The sequence below is a fragment of the Sphingopyxis sp. OAS728 genome (assembly GCF_014873485.1).
GTDB lineage: Bacteria > Pseudomonadota > Alphaproteobacteria > Sphingomonadales > Sphingomonadaceae > Sphingopyxis.
Genome location: NZ_JADBDT010000001.1, coordinates 1,546,516 through 1,567,928, shown reverse-complemented (window position 1 = coordinate 1,567,928; position 21,413 = coordinate 1,546,516). Strand labels below are relative to the sequence as shown.

The window sequence follows — 21,413 nt, the reverse complement described above, 5'->3', positions numbered from 1 at the left end:
GACTATATGTGCGGGATTGTGGGCATCTATCATCTGGAGACGGCGAAGCCGGTAGACCCCGCACGCCTCCGCGCGATGCTCCAGCCGATGCAGCATCGCGGCCCCGACGGATCGGGCGAGTGGACCGCGCCCGGCGTCGGGCTTGGCCATCTCCGCCTCTCGATCATCGACATCGCGGGCAGCCCGCAACCGATGGCGAGCGACGACGAGCTCGTCACGCTCACCTACAATGGCGAAATCTATAATTTCCGCGAGCTCCGTGCCGAACTCGAGGATCGCGGCCATCGTTTCCGCACCAGCGGCGATACCGAGGTCATCATCGCGGCGTGGCGCCAATGGGGTCCCGACTGCCTGTCGCGGCTCAACGGCATGTTCGCCTTTGCGATCCACGACCATCAGCGCGGCTGCCTGTTTCTTGCGCGCGACCGGCTGGGCGTAAAGCCGCTTCACTTTGTTCGTTTGTCGGACGGGTCGGTGGCCTTCGCATCGGAGCTGAAGGGCCTGCTGCGCAACCCGCTGCTGCGGCAAGAGGCGAACCTCACCGCGATCGAGGATTTCCTCGCTTTCGGCTATGTCCCCGACGACAATTGCATCGTCGCTGGGGTCGAGAAGTTGCCCGCGGGGCATTTCCTCATGCTCGAACGCGGCAAGCCCGTGCCCGCGCCGACGCGCTGGTGGGCGCCCGATTTCTCGAAGCGTATCCGTGCCAGCGAAGGCGAGGCGGCCGAGCATCTCGTCCACCTGATGCGCGCCGCGGTGACCGACCGCATGGTGTCCGACGTGCCGCTCGGCGCCTTCCTCTCGGGCGGCGTCGACAGCAGCGCGGTCGTCGCGTTGATGGCCGAAGCGAGCAGCAAGGCGGTCAAGACCTGCACGATCGGTTTCGATCAGGCGGCGCTCGACGAAACGGAATATGCGCAGCAGATTGCGGAGCGGTTCGCGACCGACCATCGGACGCGCACCGTGTCGTCGGGCGATTTTGCGCTCGTCGACAGGATCGCCGATCATTTCGACGAGCCCTTCGCCGACGCGAGCGCGCTGCCGACGTACCGCGTCTGCGAACTCGCGCGCGAAGAGGTGACCGTCGCGCTCTCGGGCGACGGCGCCGACGAAGCGTTCGCCGGATACCGCCGCCTCGTGTTCCAGCATCAGGAAGAACGGCTCCGCGGCCTTATCCCCGGTTTCCTCCGCCGCGGCGTGCTTGGACCGCTATCGCATGTATGGCCGCAGATGGATTGGGCACCGCGCCCGCTCCGCGCCCGCGCGACGCTCGCCAGCCTGTCGAAGAGCGGGGCGGAGGGCTATGCCGAGGCGGTCGGGGTGACAGGACAAGCACAGCGCTCGCGCCTTTTCAACGACGCCGCGCATCATGCGCTCGGCGATCATGTGGCCGAGACACGCTATTGGAAGGCGATGGCCGCTGCACCAGCGCGCGAGCCGCTCGACCGCGCGCAATATGCCGATCTTCAGATCTGGCTTCCCGGCGACATCCTGACCAAGACCGACCGGATGAGCATGGCGGTCAGCCTCGAAGCGCGCGAGCCTTTGCTCGACTACCGGCTGATCGAATTCGCGGCGAGCCTCCCTGCATCGATGCGCGTCAAGCGCGGGACGGGCAAGGCGATCATGAAACAGGCGATGGAACGCTATCTGCCGCACGACATCCTGTACCGGCCCAAAATGGGGTTCGTGACGCCGGTATCGCACTGGTTCCGCGGCCCGCTCGCCCAGCAGGCAAAGGCGCTGGCGACCTCGTCGACGCTTGCACGCTCGGGCTGGTTCGACATGGCCGAAATCGAACGCATCGTCGCGGCGCACCAGTCGGGCCGGCGCGATCACGGCCGGCTGATCTGGCAATTCTTCATGCTCGAAAAATCGCTCGCGAAGCTTTTCGGGATCTGATTTTCTCTTCCTGGTAGGGAAGGGCACCATCGGATTTGCCACCCATCCTTAACGCTTGGCTGCTAGGCTCGCTCCCGATGACGGTCCATCCCGCCTTTCCGACGAGCGCTGCCGAAGCTGCTCCGCTCACCGTACGCGTCGTCGATCCGTTGGCGCTGTCATCCGAACTCGCGGCGGCGTGGGACCGGTTGGCCGACGAGGCGAGCGAGCCCAATCCCTTTGCCGAGCGCTGGTGCCTGCAATCGGCGTTGCACCTACTCGATCCCGAGCGCCACGCGCGGTTGGTGCTGGTGCGCGATGGTAGCGACGGGCCGGTGATCGGCATCATGCCGCTCGCGGCCGCGACGCATTATGGCCGCATTCCGCTGCGCCACGTCACGGGTTGGACGCACCACAATCATTTTCACGGTGCGCCGCTGGTGCGCGCGGGTTTCGAAGGCCTGTTCTGGTCGATCCTGCTCGGCTGGTGCGATGCGGCGCCCTGGGCTCGCACGTTGCTGCATGTGCCGCGGCTGACCGAGGACGGCCCGCTCCACCGCGCGCTCGTCGACGTCGCGCGGGCACGCGGCGGTGAAGCGGAGGTGGTGCACCGCGAGGAACGCGCGCTGCTGGAAAGCGATCTGTCGCCCGAGGAATATTGGGACGCCGCGGTACGCGCGAAGAAGCGCAAGGAATTGCGGCGGCAGGCGAACCGCCTCGCCGAACAGGGCGTAGTGGAATTTCGCCGCTGGCAACCATGTGAGGCCATCGATCCTTGGATCGAGGCCTTCCTCGACCTCGAGGCGCGCGGCTGGAAGGGCCGCGCCAAATCGGCGCTCGCGAGCCAGAGCGACACGCAGGCCTGGTTCCGCGCAATTCTCGCCGCGGCGGGCGACGCGGGCCGGCTCGACATGCGCGCGCTCGACCTCGACGGCCGACCGCTCGCCATGCTCGTCAACTTCCTTTGTCCGCCGGGTGGCTTTTCGTTCAAGACCGCATTCGACGAGGATTATGCGCGCTTCTCGCCTGGCGTGATGCTGCAACAGGCGAACCTCGACCTGCTCGAAAACCCGCGAATCGACTGGGTCGACAGCTGCGCCGCGCCCGGTCATCCGATGATCGACAGCGTCTGGCGCGAACGGCGGGTGCTGGTGTGGGCCAATGTTCCCCTGTCGTCGGCCGGCGATCGCCTCCGTTTCGCCATGTTGACGAAGATCGAGCGTCTCTGGCGGCGCTGGAAGGGTGCCGCAGGATCGGAAAATGAAGTAGAAAGCCCGTCATGACCGCGCATCAGCCGATCACCAAACCCGTATTTCCCGCCGAAACGCTCGAGCGGATGACGGCGCTCTATCCGCTGCAGGCGGGACTGCTCCATCATCACCTGCCCGATCATCCGCTGCTGTCGCTCGAAGCGCTCGCCACGCTCGGCGAAAGCCTGCCAGCGAGCGAGGTCGAATATAATCCGGGTAATGTCCCGATCGGCATCCTGCCCGAAGACGTCCCCTCGAACGGCCTGTCGATCGGCGAGACGATCCGCACGATCGACAGCAACGGCAGCTGGGCGGTGCTCAAGAATATCGAAAATGTCGACGCCTACCGCGTGCTGCTGATGGACCTGCTCGGCGAGCTTAAACCCGTGGTCGAGCCGCGCACCGGTGCGATGCTGACGCCGCAGGGCTTCATCTTCATCTCGTCGCCCGGATCGATCACGCCCTTTCACTTCGATCCCGAGCATAACATCCTGCTCCAGCTCAAGGGCACGAAGGTCATGAACGTCTGGCCGTCGGGCGACGAACGTTTCGCGCATCGCCGCGAGCATGAACGCTATCATACCGGCGGTCACCGCAACCTGCCCTGGCAGGACGACTATCATGGCGATGCGCAGCAGGTGCCGCTCGGCCCCGGCGACGCAGTGCTGATGCCGGTGATGGCGCCGCATTTCGTCGCCAATGGCGATGCCCCGTCGATCTCGCTCTCGATCACCTGGCGCAGCGAGTGGAGCTATCGCGAGTCCGAGGCGCACGCCGCCAACGCCACGCTGCGCCGCATGGGGCTCGACCCCGCGATGCCGCCGCGCTGGCCAAGCTATGCCTGGGCCAAGACGGTCGGCTGGCGCATTGCGCGCCGGCTCAAACTCGTCTCCTGAAACCGCCTGTGACAGATTGCTTTCAATTGGCGCAAATTGCGGTTATGGGCCCGCATCCTTGAATTTTCGACCCATAGAGGACTGATGGCGAAAGAAGAACTTCTGGAAATGCGCGGCCAAGTGGTCGAACTGCTCCCCAACGCGATGTTTCGCGTCAAACTGGAAAATGACCACGAGATTCTGGGCCACACGGCCGGCAAGATGCGCAAGAACCGCATCCGCGTTCTGGTGGGCGACGAAGTGCTCGTCGAACTCACCCCCTATGACCTGACCAAGGGTCGGATCACCTATCGCTTCAAGTGAGCGGCGCGGCGAACTTTCCCGTGCTGGTCCTTGCTTCGACATCGCCGCGCCGGCGTGAATTGCTGGCGCGGATCGGCCTTGTGCCGGCGCGCATCGCGGCCCCCGAAATCGACGAAACGCCGCTGAAGGCAGAGCTGCCGCGTGACTATGTCGCGCGGCTCGCCAAGGGCAAGGCGCTGGCCGTCGAGCGCGCGCCGGACGAGGTCGTGCTCGCGGGCGACACGACGGTCGCGGTTGGCCGCCGCATATTGGAAAAGCCGGTCGACGAAGCCGATCTGCGCCGGATGCTCGGTCTGCTTTCGGGTCGGCGGCATCATGTCTATTCGGGGATTTGCGTCGTCGGCACCGATGGCAAGGCGCGCGTGCGCGTTGTCGACACGGTCGTCGCGTTCAAGGCGCTGAGTGCTGCCGAGATCGACCGCTATATCGAATCGGGCGAGGGCATGGGCAAGGCGGGCGGTTATGCGATCCAGGGCCGGGCCGAGACCTTTGTCCGCTTCCTGTCTGGTAGCCATTCGAATGTCGTCGGCTTGCCCTTGTTCGAAACGCGCGCGCTGCTCACCAGCGCGGGAATCGCGCTTGGCTGAGTGGCTTTACGAAGCCGGAATCGGCGAGGCGCGCGCGGCGCTGGTCGAGGATGGCGAGATCATAGAAGCGCGGATCGAGCGCGACGGCGAGGGGCCGCGCGTCGGCGCGATCGCGGCGGCAAGGCTCGTCGAGGCGGGACGGGGCGGCAAGGGCGCGCTGGTCGCGCTTGACCGCCCGGGCCAGCCGCACGCGACGCTCGCCGACCTTCCCTCGCAAACCTCGGCCGGCGCGACGATCATGGTGGAAATCACCCGCATGGCATTGCGCGAACGGGGACGCGACAAGCCGGCGAGGGCGCGACTTGCCGAGCCCGGCGCAGCGCTGGCCGACGGCCCCGACCTGCGCGCCCGTATCGCGACGAGCGGTATGCCCATAACCGAATTGCGACCAACCGACGTCGACCGCCTCGAACAGGCGGGATGGTCCGAACTGGTCGATTGCGTGCGCACCGGGCATTGGGCGTTCGACGGCGGGGCGCTGTGGGTCGATGCAACCCCTGCGATGGTGCTGATCGATGTGGACGGCGAGGGCGATGCGCTTACACTCGCCAAGTCAGGCGCGCGGGCAGCCGCGGCGGTGATTCGACGCTGCGACATCGGCGGCTCGATCGGCATCGATTTTCCATCGCTTCCCGACCGGGCGGGACGCCACGCGGTCGACGCGGCGGTCGATGCTGCGCTGCCGCCGCCGTTCGAGCGTACCGCGGTTAACGGCTTTGGCCTGATGCAGATCATCCGCCGCCGCGACCGTCCGTCGCTGATCGAGCAGGTCTGCCTCGATCCCGTCGCGACCGATGCAGCTTTGTTGTTGCGACATGCCGAACGCGCGCAGGGCACCGGCGCGTTGACGCTCTCGGCGCGCGCCGGGGTGATCGATCATATCGCAGCGCACCCGGCGTGGGTCGATGCGCTGCAGAATCGGACCGGCCGCGCGGTTCGCCTGCTGGCGGACGCGGCCATGAAAGGAGCGGGCCATGCCCAGTAAACCGCCGCGCTGCCCGCTGTGCGGCAAGCCGCGCGAGCCTGAGTTTAAGCCATTCTGCAGCCGCGGCTGCCGCGACCGCGACCTTCTGACCTGGTTCGGCGAAGGCTATCGCGTGCCGGTCGATCAGGCGCCCGACGGCACCGCCGACGACGATCGTTTCGACGATAACTGACCGCGAAAGCGAGCGTCATAAAGCCTCTGGACAGGATGCAAAGCCCTGCCTATAGCCGCCGCTCGCCAGCGCGACCGACCGGTCGCAGCGGCCGTGCCCGGGTAGCTCAGTTGGTAGAGCATGCGATTGAAAATCGCAGTGTCGGCGGTTCGACCCCGTCCCCGGGCACCACTTTCCTGACATTGGACATGGCGAGCGGCGGACGCGGATCGCGATCGTTCGCGAACACCCGATATCGCCGACAAGGGTCGTCCTGAAAGGGCGCAAATGCGTCGATTTTCGCTACTACCATTGATTTGCCACGCGTGTTACGGCCGCGCGATGAACAGGGTCGTGAACAAACTCAACCGGTTATGGAAGGAGCGCGCGCATCGCGCCGCGGCGCGTACTGTGCTGAACACCCCGCCGGTCGTGCCGGCCGACGACGGGCTGGTGCTGTTTTCCATGATCGGCACGCGGGTGCTGCTGCCCTATCTGGTCGCGGTCAAGTCGCTGCATGCGCAGCTTCGACGCGGGCGCATCGTGATCCTCGACGACGGCACATTGACCGCCGACGATCGGGGCATATTGGCAAAGCAACTGGGAAATCCGCGCATCCTTTCGCTCGCGGATGTCGACACCGGCCCTTGCCCGCGCGGTGGTACGTGGGAGAGACTCCTCACGATATTGGACATGCGCGCGAATGATTATGTGATCCAGCTCGATTCGGACACCGTCGCGCTGGGCGACGTGCCCGAGATCGCGGCCGCAATTGCACAGAATCGCAGCTTCACATTGCGCGGCGACCCGGATTCGCGACTGTTGTCCTTTGCCGAAATGGCAGAAAAGACCGATGACGCGGCCTTCCTGTTCAATCCCGATGCGCATGTGCAGGGTGCGATCGAGAGCGGTCTCGACCGGGTTGCGTTGCCGATGCTCGCGAATCCGCTGTACGTGCGGGGATGTTCGGGCTTCGCCGGATTCGCGCGCGGCGGCGATGGTCGCGTACTTGCCGAGGCCTTTTCGATCGAAGCCGAACGCTTGCTCGGGATGGAACGCTGGTCGCGGTGGGGCAGCGAACAGGTGACCTCGAACATGGTCATCGCCAACGAGCCCGATGCCTTGCTGCTGCCCTATGACCATTATCTCAATTTCTGGGATGAAGGCGTACCCGCCGACGCGCGCTTCGTTCATTTCATCGGCAGCTATCGTTTCAGCGGCAGCGCCTATATCGACGCGACGCGCGCGGCGATCGCTGCGCTGGGCCGGACTTAGGCGGCCGCTTCCGCGTCGGTCGGCATACGCCGGCCGCGCACCATGGAGATCAGGTCGCGCACCGTCTCGCGTGCGAACAGGAACAGCCACAGGCAATAGATCGGGCCTCCCGTCGCGACGAGCGTCGCCAGCCGCAATATCTGCGGCATCGCGGGAAGCACGCGGTCGACCAGCATCACCGCAGCGGCCATGGCCGCTGCGGCGAGGACCGGCGGCGCGACGGCGCGGATCAGGTCGATCGACCCGATCCCGATGATCGGTAACGACCGCACAGCGGCAAAGGCGAGCAACAGCGGATAGGCGACCATCCACGCCCACGCGATACCGATAATGCCCCATTGCGCGCCGACGACGAACACGACCGGCATCAGCAACGCGCCGGCGGCGGCGTTGCCCGACGCGATGCCCGGACGGCCGAGCGCGTCGGTCGCGGGCCGGAGCAGGGTGAACAGCGTCCAGAAGGGCATGGCGAGCGCCAGCGGCAGGAGCAGCGGCACGATCTCGCGCCATTTTTCGCCGAGCAGGGTGAGCACGAGCGGCTCGGCCACCGCGGCGAGGCCGAAGAAAAAGGGCATCGCCGCGACCATGATTGCGCGCGTCGAGCGTGTGAAGCCCGCAGTCAGCGCGGGCCGGTCATTCTGCATCCGCGCATAGGCGGCAAAGGCCACCTCGTTGAGCGGCGGTACCACCTTGTTGTTGAATATCTGCGTCAGCAGTAGCGCCGTCGTGTAGATGCCGACCAGATGCGCGTCGAACCAGCGGCCCGCGACCAATATGTCCGCCTGACTCTGCAAGAAACCGAAGAATTGCCCGACCGCCATCAGCCCGCCGTAGCGCGCGATCGAACCCGCGCCGCGGAAGTCGAAGCTCGGCCACATCCAGCTGCGCGCCGCGATCGTCAGTCCCAGCGCGCGCGCCGCGAACATGGCGATCGGCGCCCATACCAGCGCCCATACGCCCCAGCCCGCCAGTGCGCCGCCGAGCGCCACGCCGGCGCCGATCAGCGCCGAGACCAGATTGACCTGCGCCTGACGCTGAAACTCCATCGACCGCGCCAATTGGGCATAGGCGAGGGCCGAGAAGGGGATGGTGAGATAGATCAGCGATTGCACGCGCAGGAGGTCGGCGACCATCGGTTGGCGGTAATAGGCGGCGGCGAGCGGCGCGCAGAGGATTTGCGCGAGCGCTAGCGCGCCGTTGAGCAGCAGCATCAGTCCGAAAATCTGCCTGAGCTCGTGCGGACTGACCTTGTCGCGTTGGATCGCCGCGCTCGCGAGGCCGTAGCCGTTGAGCAAGGTGAAGAGCATCAGCAGCACCTGGGTTAGCGCAAACAGCCCATAATCCTCGGGCGTCAGGATGCGGATGACGAGGAAGGTCGAGGCCCAGGCGATGACCTGGCCCGCGATCTGCGATCCGGAACGCCAGATCACCGCACGGCGGACCTGCTGGCCGAAATCGGGCGCAAGTGGCGTGTCTGGACCAATTGAGGTTTCCGGGGGCATTGCGCGACCTGACATGGCGATCAGCCTTAGCAACTATTCGTTGGCAAAGCATTGCGCGTGCGCCTCATCGCGGGGCCGTAACGTAAACTGTTGCTATTTAGTCACGAATCGATGGAAAATCGGCAGTCTCGCGCGCGTGCGCGTTGACGCGGCGGGGCGGTGCGTTAGACCGGCCATTCACTGCCGGGCATCTCCCGATAAGCCTTTGGCTGCGCCTCGGTGGGTTTTGGAGAGAGAGATTATCATGACTTTGCGCAACATTTTGTTGGGCGCCACCATGCTGTGTGCTGCCACCACCCCCGCTATGGCCTTCGCCCAGGACGCTGCCCCCGCCGATGATGCGGCGACCGCGACCGACGACACCGATTATGGCAACGACATCATCGTCACCGCGACGGGCCGCGCGCAGCGTTCGCAGGATATTCCGATCGCGGTCAATGTGGTTGGCGGCGAGCAGCTCGAAAATTCGGGTATCAGCGATATTCGTGGCCTTCGCCAGATCGCACCGAGCTTCCAGGCCACGACCGGCCAGTCGTCGGCGAGTGGCGTGGTGCTTCGCATCCGCGGTATCGGTACGGCGGGCGACAACCCCGGCTTCGAACCGTCGGTCGGCGTCTTCGTCGACGGCGTTTTCCGCGCTCGTGCCGGTCTCGCCCTCGCCGACCTGCCGCCGATCGATCGCGTCGAAGTGTTGCGCGGGCCGCAGGGCACGCTGTTCGGCCGCAACACGTCGGCAGGGGCGCTCAACATCGTCACGCAGAAGCCGAGCTTTAACTTCGGCGGCTATGCCGAGGCGAGCTATGGCAATCTCGACGAGATCGAGCTGAAGGCCGGCGTCACCGGCCCGGTATCCGAAACCTTCGCGCTGCGGCTCGACGGCGGCTATCACAAGCGTGACGGCTATATCAAAGATGTGAACAGCGATCGCGCCTTCAACAACCTCGACCGCTGGTCGGTGCGCGGTCAGGCCTTGTTCGAAAAGGACGATGTTTCGTTCCGCCTGATCGCCGATTATGCCAAGACCGACGAGCAGTGCTGCGGCGCGCTCAACACCAACTCGGGCTTTGCGCAGCCGGGCACGCCGGCCTTTGCCGCGAGCGCGGTCATTCAAGGGCTGGCGGCTGCCAATGGCCTGACCGGCATCGTGACGCCGTTTAACCCCAAGGATCGCGAAGTCGCTTATTCGCCGAACCGCGACCTTACCGAAAAGATGCGCGAATGGGGCGTGTCGGGCCAGCTCGACTGGGATCTCGGCGGCGTCGAGCTGACCTCGATCACCGCATATCGCGACTGGAAGGCGATCCGCGGCATGGATGTCGATTTCTCGGGCATCGACCGCGCCTATCGCGAAAATATGCCGATCAACATGCGCGATTTCACGCAGGAAGTCCGGCTCAAGGGTACGGCCTTCGACGATCATGTCGACTGGCTGATCGGTGGCTTCTACCTCAACGAAAAGCTGAAATATACCGAACGCACGCGTTTCGGCACGCAGGGCGCGCAATATGTCGACGCCTTCATCAACGCGCTGACCGATTCCGCGGTGCCCGGACCGACGGGTTTCCAGATTTTCCAGTCGATCCCGAATTCGCCGCTGGTCGGTCAGGTGCTGCTTGCGTCGAACCCGCAGCTTGCGGCCGCCGCCGCACAAGCCGGCGTGCTCGACACCTTCCTGACGCCGCTGCCCGCGCCGCAGGCCGGACAGGGCCAGATCGGCGACGCGTATCGCGTCAACACCGAAGCCTTTGCGCTGTTCACGCACAACATCATCGACTTCAACGACAATGTCTCGCTGACCCTCGGTCTGCGCTACAATCATGAAACGAAGAAGCTGAACGCCAACCTGCAGTCGAACCTGCCGGGCTGCTCGACGCTGCAGGGTCCCCGCTATGCCCTCTATCGTCAGGCGCTGCAGGGCCTGCCGTCGGGCCTTGGCAATGCGATCTTCAACCTCGTCTGCAACCCCGTGGTGAACCCCGAATTCAACGGGATTTATCGCGACAAGCGCAGCGAGAGCAAGCTGACCGGCACCGCCAAGCTGTCGATCAAGCTCGACGATCGCGTGATGGTCTATGGCGGTTATGACCGTGGCTACAAGTCGGGCGGTTACAACCTCGACCGCGGTTCGTTCGACACCGCCTTCCTCGGCGGCAACGGCGCGCAGGCTTCGGACCTCGAATTCGGCAACGAGGACGTCGATTCCTACGAAGTCGGCGTGAAAACCGATTTCAGCTCGGCGTTCCAGTTCAACGCGAACCTCTTCTACACCGAGCTCAAGGGCTATCAGAACCTGGCCTTCGAAGGGAACAACTTCGTCGTCCAGAATTTCGACAAGGTCGTTGCGCAGGGCGTCGAGCTTGAATCGGTCATTCGCCCGGCCCCGAACCTCAACTTCACGCTCGGCTATTCCTATGTCGATACCGAAGTGAAGGATCCGGTGGCCGGCGTGGACAATGGCATGCCGCTGACCAATTCGCCGAAGCATGTGGTCACGGGTGCGGTCACCTGGACCCCGCAGATCAGCAGCAATGTCGGCGGCCTGGTGCATGTCGACTGGCGCATGAACAGCGACGCGAACACGATCAACGATCCGGTCGCGGTGCCGTTCACGACCAACGATGGCTATTCGATCGTCAACGCACGGGCGGGGCTCAACTTCGGTCCCGACCAGAATTACGCGGTCGAATTCTACGTCGAGAACCTGTTCAACAAATATTACAACATCACCTCGTTCCCGATCCCGGAACAGAGCGCGAGCTTCGCGGTCTATCCGGCGCCGCCGCGGCTCTATGGCGTGAAGCTGCGCGCCAAGTTCTGATCGGTGCGCTGACCGGAGCCTCTGGCGTCTCTTAAGCGCGGGGGCCTGGACAGAAGGCAAAAAGAAACCCCGGCCTCTCGATGGAGAGGCCGGGGTTTTTTGCTGGCGTTGCCGCCGGGTGACTTAGAACTTCACGCCGGCCGCGATGCCATAGCGGCGCGGTTCGAGGGTGAAGATGTTGGTATAGTTACCCGACGACTGGTCGGTGATGTAGAGGCCCGTGACGCTGTTGGCGTCGAAGACGTTCTGGATGAACCCCTTCACATACCATTTGTCGTCACGGCCGTTGAGCTGCAGCTGGGCATTGACCTGGGCATAGCCCTTGATGCGGTTCACATTGCCGTTGAAGATGCTGCCATAGCTTTCACCGGTATAGGCAAGGTCGACGCGCGGAACGAGCGACATATCGCCCATACGCGCCGTGTACTGGATGCCCGCGCTGAACTTGTAGTTCGGCGCTTGCGGCAACTGGTTGCCCTTGATGTTGACCGGAACACCGGCGGAGAAATATTCGACCCCGCCAAAGGTCGTCGGGTTGAGCCCGAGCGGCGAGAAGGCACCAGCGGCCGCGGCGCTGAGCACGTCGCAGATCCCGAATGCGCCCGTCGAGGCGATGCCGCCATCCGACGGGAAAGCCGTCGTCCCCTGCAGGTTCGCGCCGGGCTGAACGCCCGGGATGACGCGCGTTACAACCGCCGGGTCGGGATTGATGTCCGGATTGGTGTTGATCAGGTTGTTCACCTGATTCACGAACGCATTGATGCCTGCGACATTGCCGGTCCGCGAGGCCACGGCGCAGTTTGCGGCGTTGGTGATGTCCTTAACGATCACCGCGTCGCTGCGGCCGCCGCCAAAGTCGCGCGGGTTGCTCGTGAACTTGTCGTCCGACACCTTGCTATGCAGATAGCTGAAGCCAAGGTTGACGACGACATCGGGGTCCGGCCGGACGATGGCTTCGGCCTCGAAGCCATAGATGTCGGCGCTGACATTGTCGTTGACCGCGGTACGTGCAACGATCTTGCTGAGCTGCAGGTCCTTATACTTGTAGTAGAAGGCCGTCAGGTTCAGCTGGAGCGCGCCCCCGCCAAAGGTGTTCTTCGACCCGATTTCGAATGCATCGACCTGCTCGGGCTTGAACGATTCGGGGACCTCGAAGATCGGCTGCAGCGGCGGGTTGATGCCGCCCGATTTATAGCCGCGCGAGTAGGATGCGTAGAGCAGATTGTCGTCGGTAACCTTGAAATCGATCACGAAGCGGCCGGTGAGCTTGTTGAATTTCACCTGACGCGCCTGGATGATCTGGTTGCCCGGCGTACCGGGATCCGCGTCGAACGACCCGACGAAGGGCGAGCCGAAGACGGTGTCGGTCGTCCCCGCGTGTGGCGCGAGGAAGCTGGCCAGCGTCGACCGGGCGGTCACGCTCTTCTTGTCGTTGTTGTAGCGCAGGCCTGCGGTCAGCTTCAGCCGGTCGCTGACTTCGAAATAGGCTTCACCGAACAGGCCGTAGGATTTGATCTTCAGGTCGTCGGTGTTGTTGCGGAAGAAGGGCGTAGCGAGGAACGACGGCGGCAGCGGGCCGGTCGCATTCGTCGCCGCGGTGAATGCGCCCAGCACCCCGGTCAGATAATCGATCGGGAAGGCGTTCACATAATAGCTGTTCTCGGTCAGGTGGTAATCGGCATAGATGCCACCGACGAGGAAGTTGAACGGCCCGTCGAGGTCGCTCGACAGGATGCTTTCAACCGACCAGCTGCTGTTATACTGGTTCGACCGGTCGAACTGCAGCGACTGATCGCTACAGATCTTGTTGCCGCCAAAGCTGCCATAGCCGCTTTCCTCGGCCAGCGATGTACAGAGCTGGCCGTTCGGGCCGTTCGGGATGATCGCTGCGGCGACCGGCGCGAAATAGGGCGTGAATGCGGCGCCGAGCGCTCCGTTCGCAGCGGCCTGCAACGTTGCAAGCCCACCCGCATACAGCGCGCGGTTGCCGACGTTGCTGTTATAGTCCTGCGATGCGTCGAGCTTGACCTTCTGATACTGGCCCGACACCTGCAGCGACACCGGCCCGAAATTATGCTCGATCTGTCCCTGCAGCGTCAGTTCGCTGGTGAAATAGCTCGGCGTATAGGCCGTGTTCACCGTCCGCGGGTCCGACGGGATCGTCGTGTTCGCATAGACGTCGGGGCCATAGAGGCTACCGAGCGCAAAGGCCTGGGGGATGCCGCGGATCGCAAGGAATTCGCGTGAGGTCAGCGCCGCGGTGAAGGTCGCATTGCCGTTGAAGGGCGAATTGTCGAGGCGGCTGTTCAAACAGCCGAGGATGCCGGTCGGGTCGCGCTGGCAAAGCTGTTTCTGGATACGCGTGCGCTGGTCCTTCTCGCGGAAATAGGAGGCGAGCAGGTCGATCGTCGTGTCGGGCGAGGGCTCCCAGCGGAACGAACCGCGGACCGAATAAAGGTCACGGTCGTCGATGCGCGTGTCGAGGAAGGTATTCTTCGTATAGCCGTCGCGGTTGAGGTAGATGCCCGCGACGCGAATACCCATCGTATCGCCGAGCGGGATGTTGACCATCGCCTTGCCCTTCATGGAATCATAATTTCCATATTCGGCTTCGGCGGCTGCTTCGAACGTCCCGAGCTTCGGCTTCGCGGTGATCACGTTGACCACGCCGGAGGTCGCGTTGCGCCCGAACAGCGTGCCCTGCGGTCCGCGCAGCACTTCGACGCGCTCAAGGTCAAAGAATTCGGTTTCGAACAGGCGGGTCGAAAACAGCGGGTCGCCGTTCAGGTGGATCGCGGTCGCGCTGTCGCAGGTCGTGCCGACGCAAAGGTCGCCGATGCCGCGGATCGTGAAGCTGGCGCCGGTGAAGTTGGTCTTGGTGAAGGTCACGTTGGGCAGGGTCAGCTGAAGATCCGACGGCGTCTTGATCTGCTGTGCTTCGAGCGCCTCGGTCGAGAAGGCGCTGACGGCGATCGGCACGTCCTGCAGGCGTTCCGACTGGCGCTGCGCCGTGACGACGATTTCGCCACCGAAAGCATCGCGTTCCACTTCATCCGCCGCGTCCTGCGCAAATGCCGGCGTCGCCACCGTCATCGCAAGGATCGAGGTTCCGATCAGTGCCTTGAACTTCATCTATAGCCTCCCTTTTTCGATCCCGCGCGATGCGGGGCCGCCCAACGTCAAATTGTGGTAAGGGGAGGGGAAACGACCAGACATGGCAAAGGGCACCGGGCCGATATGGCCATGTGCCCTTGAGTATCCCACCTGCCAGCTGTGCTGGTCATCGTCCTCTCCCGCTGGCGTCGGGGAAAACGCCAGCCTCTCCGGAATACGACCCGCTTGAGCGAGTTCTGTATAGCAAGGAAGGTGCGCCGAGTTGACGAAAGCGTCAAGTGACTTGTTTGACCCGAAAAAGGACGCGAAACCGCGCCTCTTTGAAATGATAAAAAGCTAAGATTCCGCAACGTAAACTTGCGCAGCTGGCATAAATTCTTCTTGTCCGGGCCTTGCTTATCGGCTCTGGGAAGGCGAAATGTGCGACAAGATGGCAACAGTGAAAGCGGGGCGATGAGCGACAGCAAGACCGAATTGGGACCCGACGGCAAGGTGGTCGTCCCGGACCATGTCGCCGACGCCGTGCGGACGCTGATCGAGTGGGCGGGCGACGATCCGGCACGCGAAGGGCTGCTCGATACACCGCGCCGCGTCGCGCGTGCGTGGAAGGAATATTGCCAGGGTTATAATGAGGATCCGGCGCTGCATCTGTCGCGCACCTTCCAGGAGGTCGGCGGCTATGACGAGATCGTCCTGCTCCGCGATATCCCGTTCCAGTCGCACTGCGAACATCATATGGCGCCGATCACCGGTAAGGCATCGATCGCTTACCTGCCGCGTGACCGCGTCGTCGGTATCTCCAAGCTTGCGCGTGTCCTCAACGGCTTTGCGCGGCGGTTGCAGGTGCAGGAGCGGCTGACCGCCGAGGTCGCGCGCTGCATCTGGGACAATCTCCACCCGCATGGCGTCGCAGTGGTCATCGACGCGCAGCATGGCTGCATGACAGGCCGCGGCGTGCGCACCCCCGGCGTCGGCATGGTGACCAGCCGCCTGCTCGGCTGCTTCCTCGACGACGAGCGCAGCCGCAAGGAAGTGCTCGCGCTGATGGGTTATTGAGGATGGGCCGCGCTTAGCGCCGCCACATCCGCAAAAGCTGGTACTGGACCGCCTGGAGCCGCGTGAAATTCGCAGGGTCCATCTTGCCGCCCTCGATCGCCGCGACTTCGTTGAGTTCGTACATCAAATTACGGTGCGCGACGTCGGGGATCAGGCTCTGGATGAAGGTGATCGCCACGAGCCGCTCGCCGCGCGTCACCGGTTCGACCTCGTGCAACGTGTGCGAGGGATAGACGACGGCAACCCCCGGCGCCTCCTTGAAGCGAAGATCGGCGTTGCCGAGCTGCACATGCAGCGCGCCGCCGTCATAGTCGGCGGGATCGTTCAGGAACACGGTGCAGCTGACATCGGTGCGAAGCTGGCCGTCGGGCAGCGGGATATAGGCGGCATCGGGGTGCAGCCCATAATGCATGCCCGGCGTGTAGCGCGTCATCAATGGCGGCGCGATGCGCGCCGGGAAAGAAAAACCCATGAAATCGGGGTTCTGCACCATCGCATCGAGCAAGATCTTCGACGAGCGTTCATAGGCGCCGGCATCGTGAAGCTGGAGGTTGTTCTTCACCGTCGAATGCGGGTTGCTGATCTTGCCATCGACGAACTTGCCGCTGGCGGCGATCTCGCGCAGCGCACGGACCGCGCCATCGTCGAGCAACTGGACGAGCTTGAACATCCTGATTCCTATGCGCCGCGGATCGGCAGGTCGCCGAGGCTTGTATAGCGTGCCGCGAGCGCTTCAACCCATGCAATCGCTTCGGCGATCGCGGGGGTGTGTTCGGCCGCTGCCTGTACCTGCAGTTCGCGGCGTAGATCGGGGCTGTAGCCGTGCTCGGGCGCCTTCGAATATTGGCGCATGATGGGGCCCGCGAGCACGTCGTCGATCCGCGCCGGGTCGATGGTCAGTTCGAAATGCTCGCACTGTGCCGAGAGCGATGCGGCGGGGTTGGCCAGAAACTGCTCGAAATCGACCCACAGATACCGCGGATCGGTGCGCGGCAGGATTCGTTGCGCCGTTGCCATTTCGCAAAGCCAGCTCATGGCGACGCGCGTTACCGGCGGCAGCTGCCACAGCGCGAAAGGAAAGTCGGGAAGCAGGGCCGCGAGCCGCGCGATGCGGCCCGGGGCCTGGGCCAGCGTCTCGGCCATCGACGCCTCGCCTGCGACGATTGTCTCGATATAGCGGGGGAGCGGGACGTACAGGAACAGCGCGCGGCCGTTGGCGCCTGTCAGGTCGTCCGCAATCGCCGTGATTACGCTCGACGCCTTGACCATCACGCGCTGGCCCGGCGCGAAACCGCGGCCAAGCCAGCCGAGCAGCTGCGCGAGCCGCGTCCGGTAGAGCTCGGGCGACCAGAGTGATTCCGGCCGGTCGATCCGTTCGGCGACCTGCGCCAGCGTGCGCAGCAGCATCGGCTCACGTAACGGCAGCACCTCGCCGATCTCGGCGTGCAGGCGCGATAGCAGTGTCGATCCGACATGGCCGATATGAAAGATGAAATCGGGCCGCGGCGCAGCCGGGCCGAGGTCGGGCAGGGCGTTCCACGCCATCCATTCGCGCCCGACCCGGTCGGTGAGCAGCCGCTGGTCGAGGAAGCTTGCCGCGCGATAATCGGCCTCGGCCAGCAGCGCGATCAGAATCCGGTCGTTCGCGAGGTCAGCCATATGCGGTAACAGGCTCGCATCGGCGGCAAAGCGGCGCTGGAAAGGATCGTTGGCCATCACCTGTCGCCATAGGAAAGGGTGGCGCATAAGAAAAGGGCCGCGCTCCCTTTCGGAAACGCGGCCCTTTCAAAAGGCTTTGGCCAGAGGAAGCCTACGCTTCTTCGGCTTCGTCTGCAGCCGGAGCTTCGGCAGCGAGTTCCGAAGGCGGCGTGGCGTCTTCGAATTCGTCTTCGCTGTCGGGTTCCAGCGCCGAAGCAACGGCTTCGGCCTGTTCTTCCTCGAACATCGCCGCGATGACGTCGATGCCCTGCTTCTGCATTTCGGCTTCGTCGGGCGAGCGCGCGACGTTGACGCCGACGGTCACGACGACCTCGGGGTGCAGCTTCACCTTGACCTCGAAAAGGCCCAGCGACTTGATCGGGCGCTCAAGCTCGACCATCGACTTGGTGATGTTCGCGGCGCCGTCCTCGACCAGCGCGTCGACGATGTCGCGCACCGAGACCGAGCCGTAAAGCTGGCCGGTGTTCGATGCCTGACGGATCAGGACGACCTGCTTGCCGTCGATGTCCTTGGCGCGGCCTTCGGCGTCGGTACGACGCTCGGCGTTGTCGGCCTCGATCTTCGAACGATTGGCTTCGAACAGCTTGCGGTTCGCTTCGTTCGCACGGAGCGCCTTGTTGTTCGGCAGCAGGTAGTTACGGGCAAAGCCGTTCTTGACGGTGACGACGTCGCCGATACCGCCCAGTTTCTCGATACGTTCGAGCAGGATGATTTCCATCGGTCCGCCCTCCTTACTTCACAATGTAGGGGAGCAGGCCGATGTGGCGCGAGCGCTTGATCGCCTTCGCCAGCTCACGCTGCTTCTTGGTGGACACCGCGGTGATCCGCGACGGGACGATCTTGCCGCGCTCCGACAGGTAACCCTGGAGCAGGCGGACGTCCTTGTAATCGATGACCGGTGCGTCCTTCTGGCTGAAGGGGCAGGTCTTGCGGCGGCGGAAAAAGGGTCGTGCCATGATCGTTATCCTTATTCTTCGCCGTCGCGGTCACGGCCGCGGCCGCCACGACGTTCCTGCTTGCGCATCATCACCGACGGACCCTTTTCGAGTTCATCGACCTTGATGGTGAGCCAGCGGATGATATCTTCGTTGATCGCAGCCTGACGCTCGATCTCTGCGATCGCTTCGCCCGACACTTCGGCCGACAGCATCACATAGTGACCCTTGCGGTTCTTCTGGATCTTGTAGGCGAGCTGCTTGAGGCCCCAGGTCTCGGTCTTGTGAACCGTGCCCTTATATTCGCCGATGACGTTGGTGACGGTTTCCGCCAGCGCGTCGACCTGAGCCTGGCTCAGGTCCTGACGCGCGATAAAGACATGCTCGTAAAACGGCATGGTCGCGCTTCCTTCGATTTGGCCGATCGCTGATTTCGCGCCAATCGCGAAACCCCTCCGGCTGTCGTCCGGCTTTGCGGATTGATGCAAAGCAAACGGGGCGAACGGCACAAGGCCTCGCCCCGAATGAGCGCGCCTATACAGATTCGCGGGAGGAAATCAAGCGCGGAGGGCGAGCTTTTCCAACAGTTCGCGGCCGAATTCGGTGAGCGTGTCGTCGCGCGCGCCGAGGATGAGGATGCGGTCGCCTGCTTTCGCTTCGTCGAGTATCGCGGCGCCGCAATTGGCTCGGGTGGTCAGGTGGACTGCATCAGCGCCGCCCGCGACGATATCGGCGACCAGTACCTCGCTGCCGATACTGCGGTCGACCGTGCCGCCGAAATAGACCGGGTCGCAGACGAAAAGCTTGTCGTCGTCGCGCATTCCCTTTGCAAAGCTCGCCGCCAGTTCCTTGCCCATCTGGCGCAGCGGACCGTAACCGTGCGGCTGGAAAAAAAACAGCGCACGGCCGGGCAGTTCGGCGACCGCGGCCAGCGTCGCGGCGACCTTGTCGGGATTGTGCGCAAAATCGTCGATGACGGTGACGTCGTTCGCCTGACCCAGTACCTCGTAACGGCGTGCGAGACCGGCGAAGCTCGCCAGCGCGTTGACCGCCTCGGCAACCGGGATATCGACCGCGCGTGCGGCGGCGATCGCGGCGAGGGCGTTGGCGGCGTTGTGACGCCCCGGCATGCGAAGACGTATCTCGTAGCGGTAGCCGTCGACGTTCGCCGCAAAGCGGCAACCGTCGGGCAGCGCTTCGAAATCGCTGCCGCGCACCGTCGCGGGGTCGCTGAAACCGAAGCTCAGAGCATTGCCGCCGCGCATCAACGGCGCGGATTCGGGATCGTCGGCGTTGATCACCGCGACGCGCGCTTTCGCGGCAAAATCACCGAACAGCCGGTGCAGTTCTTCGAGGCTCTTGTGATCGAGGCTGATGTTGGTGACGACCGCGACATCGGGGCGATAAAGCGCGATCGACCCGTCGCTTTCGTCGACCTCGCTGACATAGATGGCGGCATCGCCGACGAGCGCGCTGGCAAAGGGGCGGTCGTCGCCCGAGAAATTGCGCATTACGGCGCCGTTCATCACCGTCGGCTTGCGGCCCGTGTTTTCGAGGATCCAGCCGATCATCCCGGTGACGGTCGATTTGCCGCTCGTCCCGCCGACGCCGATCGCGCTGTCGGCATCGTTGAACAGCGCGGCGTTGAGGTCGGCGCGCGTCATGCGCGGCAGGGCGAGGGCGTTGGCGGCGGCGATATCGGGAACGCTATCCTCGATCGCCGCCGATGCGACGAGAATCTGGCCCATGCGCGGCCCGCTGCCGTCCTGCGGATAAAAGGCGATGCCCTGGCTTTCGAGCCAGGCGAATTTTTCGGGCGTCCGGCCCTGGTCGCGGCTGCGGTCCGAACCCGAAACCGCTGCGCCGCGCGCCGCAACGATCATCGCGAGCGGCAACATACCTGACCCGCCGATGCCGCAGAAGAAATAGGATTTGTTTTCGGCCATCGCGGCGCGATATGGCTTTGATCATGGGTTTGCAACCGGCACTCGCCCCGATTTCCGCTCGTGTCGAGCGAAGTCGAGACACCCGTTGGAATAACGTGAGGCCGAGAGGCATCTCGACTTCGCTCGATGCGAGCGGATAAGGGGGCTCATGCGTATAGGAATAGTAGCCCCGTCGACCCCGATCCTGCCAGACGATGCCGAGGCGGTGCGCGCGCTCGCCAGCCTCGGCTATCCCGACGTCGAGCTGGTTTTCGACCCGCAATGCTTCGCGACGCACGGCCATTTCGCGGGAGAGGACGGGCATCGTTTCGCCGCGCTCGTCGAAATGGCGAACCGCCCCGATATCGACGCGGTCTGGTTCGCGCGTGGCGGCTATGGCGCATGCCGGATCGCCGAGGATGCGGTGGCGGCGATGACCGACGTGGCGCGGGGCAAGACGTTTCTCGGCTATTCGGATCAGGGCAATCTGCTCGGCGCCCTCTACCGCGAAGGCTTCGACCATGTCGCGCATGGTCCGATGGTTGCCGATATCCGCCGTGACGGCGGCGACGCCGCGGTGCTCCGCGCGCTCGACTGGCTCGTCGCGCGCGATCCGGGGGCGTGCGAGCCGGGCTTGCAGCATGGCGCGCGCAATGCGGCGTTCAACCTGATGACGCTGTCGATGCTGCTTGGCACCCCGCTCGAACCCGATCTTTCGGGCCATGTCCTGCTGATCGAGGAGGTCAGCGAATATCTCTACGCCTTCGACCGCGCCTTCTTCCATGTCACCGGCTATCTGGGGCCGCGCGGGCTTGCGGGGCTGCGGCTGGGGCGCTTCAGCGACATTCGCGAAAACGACCGTCCATTCGGCATGGAAGCCGAAGAAATCGCGCAGGGCTGGTGTGCGCGTGCCGGCATCGCGTGGCTCGGCCGGGCGGACATCGGCCACGACGCGGCGAACAAGGTCGTGCCCTTCGGCTTGCATCGCGCGGGGTGAAGGAATAGGCGCGGCCCAA

At 64.2% G+C, this 21,413-nt stretch carries 19 protein-coding genes and 1 tRNA gene; 12 read left to right on the top strand and 8 right to left on the bottom strand.

The annotated features are described in order from the left end of the window. Nucleotides 1-6: 6 nt before the first annotated feature. The 9 genes from GGC65_RS07335 (at nt 7) to GGC65_RS07295 (ending at nt 7,328) form a co-directional block, all read left to right on the top strand. Nucleotides 7-1,902, top strand: coding sequence for an XrtA/PEP-CTERM system amidotransferase (locus GGC65_RS07335; RefSeq protein WP_192646548.1), 1,896 nt, complete (start codon nt 7-9; stop codon nt 1,900-1,902). Nucleotides 1,903-1,979: 77 nt separating this feature from the next. Next, nucleotides 1,980-3,164 (top strand): GNAT family N-acetyltransferase, encoded by a 1,185-nt coding sequence (locus GGC65_RS07330; RefSeq protein ID WP_192646547.1) that lies wholly within the window; start codon nt 1,980-1,982, stop codon nt 3,162-3,164. Next, nucleotides 3,161-4,027, top strand: coding sequence for a cupin-like domain-containing protein (locus tag GGC65_RS07325; RefSeq protein ID WP_192646546.1), 867 nt, complete (start codon nt 3,161-3,163; stop codon nt 4,025-4,027). The genes GGC65_RS07330 and GGC65_RS07325 overlap by 4 nt, the downstream gene beginning before the upstream one ends. 84 nt (nt 4,028-4,111) lie before the next feature. After that, the gene (gene infA / locus GGC65_RS07320) at nt 4,112-4,330 is read left to right on the top strand and encodes a translation initiation factor IF-1 (RefSeq protein ID WP_010162480.1); all 219 of its coding nucleotides are present in this window, start codon (nt 4,112-4,114) and stop codon (nt 4,328-4,330) included. A gap of 20 nt (nt 4,331-4,350) precedes the next feature. Continuing rightward, nucleotides 4,351-4,917 carry a Maf family protein gene (locus tag GGC65_RS07315; protein WP_318780134.1) on the top strand — a complete coding sequence of 189 codons (567 nt, stop codon included), beginning with the start codon at nt 4,351-4,353 and terminating at the stop codon, nt 4,915-4,917. Beyond that, entirely contained in the window at nt 4,910-5,902 is a 993-nt protein-coding gene (locus tag GGC65_RS07310; protein ID WP_192646544.1) for a ribonuclease, read from the top strand. Before GGC65_RS07315 ends, GGC65_RS07310 begins: the two co-directional genes overlap by 8 nt. Beyond that, nucleotides 5,892-6,074 carry a DNA gyrase inhibitor YacG gene (locus GGC65_RS07305; protein WP_039575976.1) on the top strand — a complete coding sequence of 61 codons (183 nt, stop codon included), beginning with the start codon at nt 5,892-5,894 and terminating at the stop codon, nt 6,072-6,074. The genes GGC65_RS07310 and GGC65_RS07305 overlap by 11 nt, the downstream gene beginning before the upstream one ends. A gap of 95 nt (nt 6,075-6,169) precedes the next feature. Continuing rightward, nucleotides 6,170-6,245 (top strand) — tRNA-Phe (locus GGC65_RS07300). Between the two features lie 162 nt (nt 6,246-6,407). Next, on the top strand, nt 6,408-7,328 hold the full coding sequence (locus tag GGC65_RS07295; RefSeq protein WP_192646543.1) for a hypothetical protein: 921 nt from the start codon (nt 6,408-6,410) through the stop codon (nt 7,326-7,328). On the opposite strand, the gene GGC65_RS07290 is transcribed toward GGC65_RS07295, so the two are convergent. After that, nucleotides 7,325-8,830 (bottom strand): lipopolysaccharide biosynthesis protein, encoded by a 1,506-nt coding sequence (locus GGC65_RS07290; protein ID WP_192649438.1) that lies wholly within the window; start codon nt 8,828-8,830, stop codon nt 7,325-7,327. The two genes, GGC65_RS07295 and GGC65_RS07290, sit on opposite strands and share 4 nt — an antisense overlap. Before the next feature lie 244 nt (nt 8,831-9,074). Here GGC65_RS07290 and GGC65_RS07285 point away from each other — a divergent pair, with 244 nt between their 5' ends. Then, a complete protein-coding gene (locus GGC65_RS07285) occupies nt 9,075-11,648 on the top strand; it encodes a TonB-dependent receptor (protein WP_192646542.1) in 2,574 nt (857 codons plus the stop codon). Nucleotides 11,649-11,771: 123 nt separating this feature from the next. On the opposite strand, the gene GGC65_RS07280 is transcribed toward GGC65_RS07285, so the two are convergent. Continuing rightward, on the bottom strand, nt 11,772-14,780 hold the full coding sequence (locus tag GGC65_RS07280) for a TonB-dependent receptor (protein ID WP_192646541.1): 3,009 nt from the start codon (nt 14,778-14,780) through the stop codon (nt 11,772-11,774). Nucleotides 14,781-15,215: 435 nt separating this feature from the next. Between GGC65_RS07280 and folE the strand changes: the two genes are divergently transcribed. Next, entirely contained in the window at nt 15,216-15,818 is a 603-nt protein-coding gene (folE, locus tag GGC65_RS07275) for a GTP cyclohydrolase I FolE (RefSeq protein ID WP_192646540.1), read from the top strand. A gap of 13 nt (nt 15,819-15,831) precedes the next feature. Here the strand turns inward: folE and GGC65_RS07270 are convergent, their stop codons facing one another. From GGC65_RS07270 to GGC65_RS07245, 6 genes are all read right to left on the bottom strand, one after another. After that, entirely contained in the window at nt 15,832-16,488 is a 657-nt protein-coding gene (locus tag GGC65_RS07270) for a Fe2+-dependent dioxygenase (RefSeq protein WP_192646539.1), read from the bottom strand. 8 nt (nt 16,489-16,496) lie between these two features. Further along, nucleotides 16,497-17,534: a hypothetical protein gene (locus tag GGC65_RS07265; protein WP_192646538.1), complete on the bottom strand. Its 1,038-nt coding sequence runs from the start codon at nt 17,532-17,534 to the stop codon at nt 16,497-16,499. 94 nt (nt 17,535-17,628) lie between these two features. Further along, nucleotides 17,629-18,255, bottom strand: coding sequence for a 50S ribosomal protein L9 (rplI, locus tag GGC65_RS07260; RefSeq protein ID WP_192646537.1), 627 nt, complete (start codon nt 18,253-18,255; stop codon nt 17,629-17,631). 13 nt (nt 18,256-18,268) lie between these two features. Beyond that, nucleotides 18,269-18,493, bottom strand: a complete 225-nt coding sequence (gene rpsR, locus GGC65_RS07255; RefSeq protein WP_037517582.1) for a 30S ribosomal protein S18 — start codon at nt 18,491-18,493, stop codon at nt 18,269-18,271. An 11-nt stretch (nt 18,494-18,504) separates the two neighbouring features. Next, complete coding sequence (gene rpsF, locus GGC65_RS07250) at nt 18,505-18,870, bottom strand: 30S ribosomal protein S6 (RefSeq protein ID WP_037517585.1); 366 nt, start codon at nt 18,868-18,870, stop codon at nt 18,505-18,507. A 159-nt stretch (nt 18,871-19,029) separates the two neighbouring features. Next, nucleotides 19,030-20,418, bottom strand: a complete 1,389-nt coding sequence (locus GGC65_RS07245; protein ID WP_192646536.1) for a Mur ligase family protein — start codon at nt 20,416-20,418, stop codon at nt 19,030-19,032. 148 nt (nt 20,419-20,566) lie between these two features. Between GGC65_RS07245 and GGC65_RS07240 the strand changes: the two genes are divergently transcribed. Continuing rightward, a complete protein-coding gene (locus GGC65_RS07240; RefSeq protein WP_192646535.1) occupies nt 20,567-21,394 on the top strand; it encodes an LD-carboxypeptidase in 828 nt (275 codons plus the stop codon). The last annotated feature ends 19 nt before the right edge of the window (nt 21,395-21,413 follow it).